The organism is Streptomyces sp. 4N124, assembly GCF_052245395.1.
GTDB lineage: Bacteria > Actinomycetota > Actinomycetes > Streptomycetales > Streptomycetaceae > Streptomyces.
In genome coordinates, this window is sequence record NZ_JBQQBS010000085.1 from 20,011 (window position 1) to 30,634 (window position 10,624).

The following is a 10,624-nucleotide window of genomic DNA, read 5'->3' on the forward strand; positions in this document are numbered from 1 at the left end:
CCTCGCTCAGGCGGCACGGGTCGCCAGCATGGCGGCCGCCTCGTCGATGCTGAGCAGGTCGTCACGGACCGCGTCGAGCAGCGCCTCCAGGTCCGCGGCCCGCTGTGCCCGCGGCTCGGTGCGGCGCGCCGGATCCGTCGCAGCCGGCTGGGCGGCCGCCGGTGCGGCGGGCTGCTGGGTGCAGGAGGCGACGTAGGCGGCCATCGCGTTCAGGCTCGGGTGGTCGTAGAGCGTGACAGCGCGTTCGTCGAGGCCGTACGTGCGGTTGATGCACGCCACGAACTCCGCCCCGAGGATGGAGTCGAGGCCCAGCAGCTGGAAGGCCGCCCGCAGTCGATCGTCTCGGCCTTGATGTCCAGCACCTCGGCCAGCACGGCGACGAGTTCGCCGAGCAGGTCGCCGCCGGGCGCCGAAAGCGCCGCCTGCGGCGCCGTACGCGGGTCGCTGGTCATGTGGGCCTCTCCAAGGGTCGGTCCCTGTCTGCCATAAAAATTTTCCCGTCTCCGCCGTGTCCGCCGTGTCCGCCGCGCATCGCCGTGGGCGGCGCGGCCGGTGCGGGCGGGTGGCTCGTGAAAAAAAAGGGGGCCCGCCCGCCCGTCCGCCGGCGAAAAGGGTGCGGCCGGCCGTGCGTTGCTCAGTGTGGCCGGCCACCGGTGGCCGGTTCCCTCATCCCGCAGCCACCGGTGGCCGGATCCTTCGCGGGCGGCCCGGTGCGGTACCGGCCCGCGGCGCCCGCGGGCACCAGGCGCGGCAGCATCAGGTCCCACAGCGCCCCGATCCGCGCGGACAGTTCGCCATAGGCCATACCGCACCGCGAGAGCACCTCGATGCCGCACAGCGCGGCAGCGATCAGGGTCTCGGGTCCGTCGTCCTGGCCGCCGGGCCGCAGCTCGCCCGCGGCGCGGGCCTCGCGCAGCAGCTGCCGTCCCGCCGCGATGCACGTCTCGTGGAAGCCGGTGCCCGGCGCCGGGCGGCTGCCCGCGCGCTCACTGCTGATCCGGAACGCCGCCCGCAGCGCCGCATCCTCGTGCAGCGTCCGGGCCAGCCAGTGGGTGAAGTCGACGAGGGCCTGCAGGGGGCTGCGGCCCCCGTCCGCGGCCCTCTGCACGACAGAGCCCACCAGGCTCTGTCCGCGCTGGCGCACGGCGTTGGCCAGGTCCTCCTTGGAGGAGAAGTGGAAGTACAGCGCCCCCTTGGTCACCCCGGCCGCGTCGGCGATGTCGAGCAGCGTCGCGTTCGCGTATCCCTTGCGGTCGAACAGCTCCGCCCCGGCGCACACCAGCCGGATGCGGGTCTTTTCCGATCGTTCCTGCACCCTGGTCCCCCGCATGATCCCTCCCTCACACCTGCGCGAGGCGGGTCCTGCCCGGTCCGGCGGCGGGCAGGGAGGGTGCGCCGGGCAGCTGCCGGTCCACGGCGACCGGGGTCTCCGGAGCGGCCATCAGGATCGACTGCTGCAGCCGGCGCAGCCGGGACGAGGGCTCCAGGCCCAGATCCCGTACGAGGGTGCCGCGCAGCCGGTGGTAGACGTCGAGCGCCTCGCCGCGCCGGCCCGAGCGGTGCAGCGCCAGCATGAACTGGGCGTGCAGGTTCTCGTGGGTGCGGTAGCGGCTGGTGAGCACGGTCAGCTCCGCCAGCAGCTCGCGGTGCCGGCCCAGCCGCAGGTCGGCCTCGATGCGCTGATCCAGGGCGCACAGCCGGCTCTCGTCCAGCCGTTTGGCCTCCATCTGCAGCTGCGCGCCGGTCTGCACGTCGGCGAAGGCGGAGCCGGTCCACAGCGCCAGGGCGTCGCGCAGCCTGCGGGCCGCGCCCGGGAAGTCCCCCGCGTCCAGGGCCCGGTAGCCGGTGCCCGCGAGGCGCTCGAACTCGCGCACGTCGCTGGTGCCGCCGCCGCAGACGAGCAGATACCCGCCGGGCGAGGTCACCAGGACGTCCTTGGCACTGCGCCGCGGCGCCCCGCTCCCCTCGCCGGGGCTCTCCTGCTCCAGGGCGGCCGTGATGAGTTCACGCAGCTGCAGCACATAGGTCTGCAGGGTGGTGCGGGCGCTGCGCGGCGGCCGGCCCGCCCACAGCTCCTCGATGAGCCCGGCCACCGGCACCACCTGATCGGCGTGGAGCGCCAAAAGGGCGAGGACCTGCCGAGGTTTCGGTGCGGTCGGGGCTATCGAGACCCCGTTCTCCCGGACGTCCAGTGCGCCCAGTACGTCGATGTCCACGCCGTCTCCCCCTACTCCCTGTGCGGTATCCGGCACTACCACGAGTAAAAAACAGCATGAGCGGTTTGTCAATACCAAACCGGCCATGCTGTTTCTGTTGGGCGGGGCTGCAGTGACCTTCGAGCCCGGCTGGACCCGCATCCACCTGCATGAATGGCAGCCATGGCGGGACCGGGGGCGGAGCGGCCGCCCACCCGGGCACAAAACGATCACCGAGGCGGGTCGCGCCCGAGGGGAAACCCAGGGAAAATCGAGCGCCGCTCCACCGCGCCCCCGGCACAAAAAGAGACCATGCGGGCTGTTTATGTTCCGCTCGGCACCGCGGTGGGCGTGCCACCGGACACCAGCCGGGCGAGCAGGTCGGAGGGGGCCAGCCGGGGCAGCACCAGGTCCCAGAACTGCTGAAGCGTCGCCTCGGACACCCACCTGGGGTCGTCCGCGCCGAGCTGCTCGAAGCCGACCGTCGCCGCCATCACGGTGACGGCGGCGTCGGCCGCGGACACTCCGGCGGCGAGGCCGCCCTGGCGCTCGGCCTCGCCGAGCACGCTCTCGACCCAGTTCTGCCACTGGCCCCGCAGGTCGACGGCGCCGTCCCGGCGCGTGGGACGGCCGGCCCCCAGCTCGAAACCGGCCCGGACCACGACATCCTGGTCCAGCCGGGCCATCAGGGCGTGCGTCGCGTCGATGAGCCGCTGCAGCGGAGCCTGCCGCGCGGCGCGGGACGCGTCGACGATCTCCCGTACCGCGGCGGCGGCCTCGTCCTCCACCGCCCGGGCCAGCGCCTGCTTGCTCTCGAAGTGGAAGTGCAGTGCGCCGTTGCTCACTCCGGCCTTCCTGCTGATGGACGTGAGCGATGCGACGACGAATCCGTCCTGGGCGAACACCTCGGCCGCGGCCCTGACCAGGGACTGCCGCGTGCGCGCGGCACGCTCCTGTTTCACCATGACGGATCTCCTCGACTGGGGCCGGCCGCCTCGCGCCGCCGGCCGGCCCTTGGTGTCGTGCTGTTACTGCGGCGGGTTGCCGTGCTTGCGGGAGGGCAGGTCGGCGTGTTTGGTGCGGAGCATCGCCAGCGACCTGATGAGCACCCCGCGGGTGTCGGCCGGGTCGATGACGTCGTCGACCAGGCCGCGCTCGGCCGCGTAATACGGGTGCATCAGCTCGGACCTGTACTCCTCGACCATCCGCGCCCGCATCGCCTCGGGATCTTCCGCCTCGGCGATCTGCCGGCGGAAGATGACGTTGGCCGCGCCCTGCGCGCCCATCACCGCGATCTCGTTCGTCGGCCAGGCGTACGTCAGGTCCGCGCCGATGGACTGGCTGTCCATGACGATGTACGCGCCCCCGTAGGCCTTGCGCAGGATCAGCGAGATCCGCGGCACGGTCGCGTTGCAGTACGCGTACAGCAGCTTCGCACCGTGCCGGATGATCCCGCCGTGCTCCTGGTCCACACCCGGCAGGAACCCCGGAACGTCCAGAAGAGTCACGATCGGGATGTTGAAGGCGTCGCACATCTGGACAAAGCGCGCAGCCTTTTCCGACGCCTCGATGTCCAGCACGCCCGCGAGGCTCTGCGGCTGGTTGGCGACGATGCCGACCACCTGGCCGTCCAGACGCGCCAGCACGCAGATGATGTTGCGGGCCCACCGCTCGTGGACCTCCAGGTACTCGCCGTCGTCGGCGATCTCCTCGATCACCCTGGCCATGTCGTAGGGCCGGTTGCCGTCGACGGGCACCAGGTCCGCCAGCACGTCGCTGCGGCGGTGGGCCGGGTCCGAGCCCCGCACCCGCGGCGGAGCCTCCCGGTTGTTCTGCGGGAGCAGGGACAGCAGGTAGCGCACCTCGGCGAGGCAGGTCTCCTCGTCGTCGTAGGCGAAGTGGCACACCCCGCTGGTCGCCGCGTGCACGTCCGCGCCGCCCAGCCCGTTCTGGGTGATCTCCTCGCCGGTGACCGCCTTGACCACGTCCGGGCCGGTGATGAACATCTGCGAGGTCTCACGGACCATGAACACGAAGTCGCTCAGCGCGGGACTGTAGGCCGCGCCGCCCGCGCACGGGCCCAGCATCACCGAGATCTGCGGGATCACGCCGGACGCCCTGGTGTTGCGCTGGAAAATGCCGCCGTAGCCCGCCAGCGCCGAGACGCCCTCCTGGATACGGGCGCCCGCGCCGTCGTTCAGCGACACCAGCGGCGCACCCGCCGCGATGGCCATGTCCATGATCTTGTGGATCTTCGTCGCGTGGGCCTCGCCCAGCGCACCGCCGAAGATGCGGAAGTCGTGCGCGTAGACGAAGACCGTGCGGCCCTCCACCGTGCCCCACCCGGTGATCACACCGTCCGTGTACGGCTTCTTCGCCTCCAGACCGAACCCGGTCGCCCGGTGCCGGCGCAACTGCTCGACCTCGCTGAACGACCCCGCATCCAGCAGCAGTTCGATCCGCTCCCGGGCGGTCAGCTTGCCCTTGGCGTGCTGCGCCGCCGTGGCCTTCTCGCTCGGACCGGCCAGCGCCTGCCCGCGGATCGCGTGCAGCTGCGCCACGCGCCCGCGCATGTCGGTGGGCCCCGGTCCGACAGGTGCCAGGGCAGTCGTCGTCGCCATATCAGTCCCTTCCTGGGACAAGGCCGAGGAGGTCCCGCCCCGGGTCCAAGAATCTTAACAAACCGCACGTACGGTTTATAGTTGCGGGCCGGAGGACCCGAAGATCCCGTCAGCGCCAGCTGCCGGGCGCCGCGTAGGCATCCGGCCGCCGCCACCAGCGACAGCCGGCCACCGGCGGTTCGTCGCGCATCTCCTGGCCGGCCCCGTACAACGCGAGCAACACCGCGGTGAGCGCGGCCAGTTCCTCGTCGCTGACCTGGCCGCGCTCCACCCGCAGCAGTGCTTCCCCGCTCTCCATCCGGCCGGCCCCCCTCTCCCGGGCTTTTTCCCGGGCCTTTTCCCGGGCTTTTTCCCGGACTCGGGGACACCGTCGGGCAGGGCGCTATAGAACCGCTTTGAGACCGCTGGAGATACGACCAGAGCGCACGCCGTCCGTCCGCCGCGCCGGCGCCCGCCGGCCCGCGCCCAGGAGCCGGCCGGGCCCGTCCACCAGACCCGCGAGCGCCCGCCACCGGCCGGCGGCGATGCCGGCCGGGCCCGCGCCCGGCCGGACCGGCGCACGGCGCCGAGGGCGCCCGCCGGCCGCCCGCCCCGGAGCAGCGGCGGGAGAACGGGAGAAGGGGACGGATTCCGGCGAGGCACGCCTCACCGTCGGCGCAGACGTACCCGAAGACCGTCCGCCCCTGCGCCGTGCTCCGGCCGGCCGGCCGGAGCACGCCCGGGGCCCGCAGCAGCCCGATCCGCCTGCGCGCCGCGGGCCTGCCGTGGCGCGGCGTGCCGCGCCCGCCGCCTCCCCCGGGCCCGGCCGGCGCCCGCGCACGGGGCTCCCGCGGCTCCGCCCAGAGCAAAAAACCGTCATCGCGGTTTTTGATTCTCCCCTGGCGGTGGTCACGCGGCGTTCCCCCGCACCGCCGGCCGTGCGGGGCCCTGCGCCTGCCGCGCTGCGCCCACCAGCCGAAACCGCCGTCCGTCCGCTCCTCGCCCAGCGGCGGGGAGGGTTCCTCCGCGCCCGGCCGGCCGCGCTCCGCCCGCGGCAGCGGCGTCCGCCCGCCCCTGTGCCCGGGCGCAGCGCCCTCCCCTGCCGGACGCGGGCGGACCTTCGGTTCCGCTTGCCGCGCCCGGCGGGCTCCCGCGGCCCTCTCACCGCCCCTGACCTGCGAGGGGCGTGCGGGGCATGTGACAGGGACAAGCCGGTCGCGCGCGCGCCGGTTCCGGATTACCGGAGTGCCGCGTACCGCTAGAAATGAAACCGGTTGGTATGTATCTTTGCTCGCCGTGGGGGCCTTTCCGGTCCACCTCCAACGATCGCAGTCCAGGGGGATCAATGTCTGTGAGCACGTTCCAGCTTGAACGCACCACGATCAACGGAGCACTGGCGGAAGGCGCCCCCAAGGCGCCCGCCGGGCACGGCGCATCCCGCTTCCCGTCCCTCACCACCACCGTCCCCAAGGAGCTCGTCCACCGGGCCGCGGTGGCCGAGGTCATGCTGACCGACTGGCGCCGCGAGGACGACACGTGCTTCGCCATGGCCGGACAGTGGCCCCGGGGGCACAGCTTCTTCACCCCGGTCGGAGACGGTTATCACGACCCGCTCATCGCGGCGGAAACGATCCGTCAGGCCGGCATCCTTTTGGCCCACGCCGAGTTCGGGGCCCCGCTGGACCTTCATTTCCTCGTCTCGGACCTCGACGTCGCCGTGCGGCTCCCGCATTTCCGGGTCGGCGACGCCCCGGCGTCGCTGGACATCACCGTCACGTGCCCGGACGTCAGGCGCCGCGGCAGCAGCCTGGCGGGGATGCGCATCGAGGCGGAGATACGCCGTGACGGACACGTCGCCGCGACCGGCGGCGGATCCCTGACCTGCATCACGCCGCCGGTCTACCGGCGGCTGCGGTCCCGCCGCGCAACCGGCACCGCGGGCCGGCTCCCGCTCACGGCTCCCACCGCGCCGCAGCGCGTGGGCCGCATGTCGCCCACCGACGTCGTCCTGACGCCCATCGCAGAGGCAGGCCGCTGGCAGCTGAGGGTGGACACCCGCCACCCCGTGCTCTTCGACCACCCGGTCGACCATGTGCCGGGCATGCTCCTGATGGAAGCCGCCCGCCAGGCCGCCGCCGCGACGCTGGAGCACTCCTCCTTCGTCCCGCTCAGCATGGCCAACGAGTTCAGGCGATACGTCGAACTGGACGAGCCCTGCCTGATCGAGGCCCGCCGCCTGCCCAGGACCGCCTCGGGTGACGACTGCGTCCTGGTGACCGGGCACCAGGACGCACACGTCGTGTTCCAGTCCACCGTGACCGCGTCCGCCGGCCCGACGGCCGGGGCGTGAGCGGGCTTCACCCCCCCCTCGGGGCCGCGGACGGAGCCGGCCCGAAGGCCGCGAGATGATCCGCCGCCCAGTCCCGGAAGGAGCGGGCGCCCTGGCCCGTCACCTCGCGGACCGTGCGCTCGACATCGGCCTTGGCCCCCTCCCGCCGCCGCTCGGCACTGGCCAGCAGCGCCTCGACCACGGCCCGGGGATGACGCTGCGCCCACTGGGCACGCGCCGCCTGCGGGCCCAGTTCCTCAAAACGCAGCGGACGGCCGAGCAGACGGCCCAGTTCGGCCGTCTGCTCGACCGCGCTGATCGCCTCGGGCCCGGTCAGGGTGTGCACCCGGCCCGCATGCCCCTGCTCGGTCAGCGCGCACACGGCCACCGCGGCGATGTCACGCGGATCCACGCACGCGTTGGCCGACGTTCCGTACAGGGCCCGTACGACCTGCTCCGAGCGCACGGACGCCGCCCAGGAAAGGCAGTTGGACATGAACGCACGGGGCCGCAGCAGGGTCCACTCCATCCCCGACTCACGCAGCAGGTCCTCGTTCGCCCGCTGCCACCGGGTGACCAGGTCGTCCGCCTCCCGGTCCGCGACGGCGGCCGCCGAGAGCTTCACCACGTGCTCCACGCCCGCCGAGCGCGCGGCCCGCACAAAGCGGGCGTCGTCGTCCCCCGGGACCCTGCTGGTGACCAGGAACGCCCGGCGCACCCCCCGCAGCGCGCGCTCAAGCGACGGCAGGTCGCCATAGTCCCCGGTGACCACCTCCACCCGGCCGGCCACGTCGCCGGCCCGTGCCCGATCCCTGGTCATGACGCGTACGGCCCGGTCCGCGGGAAGCAGGCGCACCACTTCCCGCCCCACGGTCCCGGTGGCACCTGTCACGAGAATCATCCCCGCGTCCCCCTGTCGTCACCCGTCGTCACCGGCTCTCCCACCGCACCGGACACATTGTCCGAATCTTGGAGGCTGGCGTCTTCCGCTTCTGCCTGTAAGATACAAACTAAGCGGTTTTTTATCGGGAGCCCATCCGTGCTCCCCCACCAGACAAGGGGAGGGAGGCAGCGTGGCGAAACAGGACCGGGCCATCCGTACCCGCCAGTCGATTCTCGTGGCGGCAGCCAGGGTCTTCGAGGAACGCGGGTACCAGGCGGCCACCATCAGCGAGATCCTCACCACCGCCGGCGTCACCAAGGGAGCCCTGTACTTCCACTTCCAGTCCAAGGAAGACCTGGCCCAGGGCGTGCTCGCCGCGCAGGACCTGACCTCCGCCGTTCCCGAGCGCATGTCCAAGGTGCAGCAGTTCACGGACGTGGTGATGCTGCACGCCTACCGGCTGCAGACCGATCCCATGGTGCGGGCGGGCGTGAGGCTGAGCCTGGACCAGCGGGCGGAGGGACTCGACCGCAGCGGTCCGTTCCTGCGCTGGCGCGAGATCGGCGGCGACCTGCTGAAAAGGGCCCACGCCCAGGACGAACTGCTGCCGCACGTCGTGCCGTTCGAGACCGCGGGCATCATGGTGGGCGCCTTCGCCGGCGTGCAGGCCATGTCCCAGGCCCTGACCGACTACCAGGACCTGCCCCGCCGGGTCTCCGAACTGCTGCGCCACATGCTGCCCTCCGTGGTCGTGCCCTCCGTCCTGGCCTCGCTGGACCTGGCCGAGAGCCGGGGCGAGACGGTGTCCACGGAAATGAAGAACATGAAGGAAATACAGGACACGCAGGACACGCAGGACACGCGGGACACGCGGGACACGCGGGACATGCGGGCCGCGGCGCGGGAGCCCGCCGTCAGCTGACGGCGGCCGCGGCCGGCTCCCGCGGCGGGGCCGGGCAGCCGCGCAGATACAGCGCCAGCGCGGCATCCAGGCCGCCGCCGCCGGAAGCCCAGGCAACATAGCCGTCGGGCCGTACGAGCAGAGCGTCACACGGCACAGCGGACGTCGGCCGTGCCCGCACCAGGACAAGCCCGTCCGCCCAGGCCCGCGCCTGCCGCAGATACCTGCCCCCGCCCCGGCCGAAGAGCAGCAGCAGCGGCCGCCCCGCCCCGGCGCGCAACAACTCGATCACATCGGTGCGGCCCTGACGCGTGACCAGGGGCACATTCTGCAGAAACCTTCCCTCCCACGCCGACGCAGACCCGGTGTACCGCGGCAGCACCGTGTCCTGGGCGCTGATCATGTCACCGAGGCGCCCGCTCTCCGGGCCCGCGCCCAGCAGCCCGGTGAACAGCGAGCGAAGAGCATCCAGCCCGGGATCCGGCCGCATCAGGGACAACTGCGCCCGCGTGTTGTCGATGACGCGCTGGCCGGCCGGCCGCCGCTCCTCGTCGTAGGTGTCCAGCAGCCCCTCGCCCGCCCGGCCGAGCACGGTCAGCGCAAGTTTCCAGCCCAGGTTCAGGGCATCCTGCACGCCGGTACTCAGCCCCTGCCCCCCGATGGGGAAGTGCACATGAGCGGCGTCACCGGCCAGCAGGACCCGGCCCGAGCGGTAGGTGCGGGCCAGCCGCGAGAAGTCGCTGAACCTGCCGAGCCAGCGCGGCTGCTCCATCGGGACGTCCCGCCCGGCGATCCGCGAGACCTCGCCCCGCAACTCCTCCAGGGTCAGCGGGAGATGACGCCGGGGATCCTCACCCGTGCAGTCCAGAGTGCGGATGTGGGTACCCTGCCCCGGCTCGTCCCTGGCCACGATCCAGCCCCGCGCGGTGCACTGCCACCCCGGCCGCAGCACCCCCGGCTCACTCAGCCGCACCAGCCCCATCCGCGCGGACACCGTCGCCGGATACACCGTGGAGGCAATGCCCTGCAGCTCACGCACCATACTCCTGGCACCGTCCGCGCCCACCAGATAATCGGCCCTGCACAGCACAGGCCCCGACAAACCCTCGGCGACCACCTCAACACCACCGGCATCCTGACCGACCTCGACGACCCGATACCCCCGCAGCACCCGGGCCCCCACCGACCGCGCCCGCCGCTCAAACACCCGCTCCAGCTCCGCCTGCGGCCGCTTCAGGATCGGACCCGGCTCACCCGCCGGAGCCGTGATGGCCAGCCCGGACAGACCCGCGAAATGAAACGGCACCGTAACCCCCACCCCCACACCACCCGCACCACCCGCACCACCCGCACCACCCGCCCCCGCACCGGCCGCACCGCTCGCACCATCCGCACCGGCCGCCAGCTCGGGCAGGTAACCCCGCCTGACCAGGCACTGCAACGCCCGGGCGTGCAGCGTGGTCGCCCGCGGCCCGGCGGAAATCCCAGCACGCGCCTCCAACACGACCGTGCGCACCCCGCAGGCACCCAGCTCGGCAGCCACCAGCATGCCCACCGGCCCTCCCCCCACGACCACAACCTGCGCATGCATACGACTCGCCACCCCAGGACCTCCCCTTTAGTCCCCAGACAGTCGACCATCCATACCAGAACCAAAAATATACCGGATGGATGGTTCTTTTCAAGGAACCCCGCCACCACCACACCCCCGCACAC

General features: G+C 72.4%; 11 protein-coding genes. 2 read left to right on the top strand and 9 right to left on the bottom strand.

Translation table 11 applies throughout. From position 1 onward, the window contains the following. Positions 1–6: 6 nt before the first annotated feature. The 7 genes from ACTWQO_RS44770 to ACTWQO_RS44800 all read right to left on the bottom strand — a co-directional run bounded on the left by ACTWQO_RS44770 (position 7) and on the right by ACTWQO_RS44800 (position 5,114). A complete protein-coding gene (locus tag ACTWQO_RS44770; protein WP_443243150.1) occupies positions 7–279 on the bottom strand; it encodes a hypothetical protein in 273 nt (90 codons plus the stop codon). Next, complete coding sequence (locus ACTWQO_RS44775; RefSeq protein ID WP_443243151.1) at positions 210–452, bottom strand: hypothetical protein; 243 nt, start codon at positions 450–452, stop codon at positions 210–212. Before ACTWQO_RS44775 ends, ACTWQO_RS44770 begins: the two co-directional genes overlap by 70 nt. Positions 453–634: 182 nt before the next feature. Next, the gene (locus ACTWQO_RS44780) at positions 635–1,330 is read right to left on the bottom strand and encodes a ScbR family autoregulator-binding transcription factor (protein ID WP_443243152.1); all 696 of its coding nucleotides are present in this window, start codon (positions 1,328–1,330) and stop codon (positions 635–637) included. 10 nt (positions 1,331–1,340) lie between these two features. Further along, a complete protein-coding gene (locus ACTWQO_RS44785; protein WP_443243153.1) occupies positions 1,341–2,216 on the bottom strand; it encodes an AfsR/SARP family transcriptional regulator in 876 nt (291 codons plus the stop codon). Between the two features lie 302 nt (positions 2,217–2,518). Beyond that, positions 2,519–3,160 carry a ScbR family autoregulator-binding transcription factor gene (locus tag ACTWQO_RS44790; RefSeq protein ID WP_443243154.1) on the bottom strand — a complete coding sequence of 214 codons (642 nt, stop codon included), beginning with the start codon at positions 3,158–3,160 and terminating at the stop codon, positions 2,519–2,521. Between the two features lie 63 nt (positions 3,161–3,223). Further along, positions 3,224–4,816: an acyl-CoA carboxylase subunit beta gene (locus ACTWQO_RS44795; RefSeq protein WP_443243155.1), complete on the bottom strand. Its 1,593-nt coding sequence runs from the start codon at positions 4,814–4,816 to the stop codon at positions 3,224–3,226. Positions 4,817–4,925: 109 nt separating this feature from the next. Continuing rightward, a complete protein-coding gene (locus tag ACTWQO_RS44800) occupies positions 4,926–5,114 on the bottom strand; it encodes an acyl-CoA carboxylase epsilon subunit (protein WP_443243156.1) in 189 nt (62 codons plus the stop codon). A 1,026-nt stretch (positions 5,115–6,140) separates the two neighbouring features. On the opposite strand from ACTWQO_RS44800, the gene ACTWQO_RS44805 reads away from it, so the two are divergent. Beyond that, positions 6,141–7,145, top strand: coding sequence for a ScbA/BarX family gamma-butyrolactone biosynthesis protein (locus ACTWQO_RS44805; protein ID WP_443243157.1), 1,005 nt, complete (start codon positions 6,141–6,143; stop codon positions 7,143–7,145). Positions 7,146–7,152: 7 nt separating this feature from the next. On the opposite strand, the gene ACTWQO_RS44810 is transcribed toward ACTWQO_RS44805, so the two are convergent. Further along, positions 7,153–8,025 carry an NAD(P)H-binding protein gene (locus ACTWQO_RS44810; protein ID WP_443243158.1) on the bottom strand — a complete coding sequence of 291 codons (873 nt, stop codon included), beginning with the start codon at positions 8,023–8,025 and terminating at the stop codon, positions 7,153–7,155. Positions 8,026–8,197: 172 nt separating this feature from the next. On the opposite strand from ACTWQO_RS44810, the gene ACTWQO_RS44815 reads away from it, so the two are divergent. Further along, the gene (locus ACTWQO_RS44815) at positions 8,198–8,929 is read left to right on the top strand and encodes a ScbR family autoregulator-binding transcription factor (RefSeq protein WP_443243159.1); all 732 of its coding nucleotides are present in this window, start codon (positions 8,198–8,200) and stop codon (positions 8,927–8,929) included. Here the strand turns inward: ACTWQO_RS44815 and ACTWQO_RS44820 are convergent. Beyond that, entirely contained in the window at positions 8,922–10,499 is a 1,578-nt protein-coding gene (locus ACTWQO_RS44820) for an FAD-dependent monooxygenase (RefSeq protein WP_443243160.1), read from the bottom strand. The genes ACTWQO_RS44815 and ACTWQO_RS44820 overlap by 8 nt on opposite strands. Between the last annotated feature and the right edge of the window lie 125 nt (positions 10,500–10,624).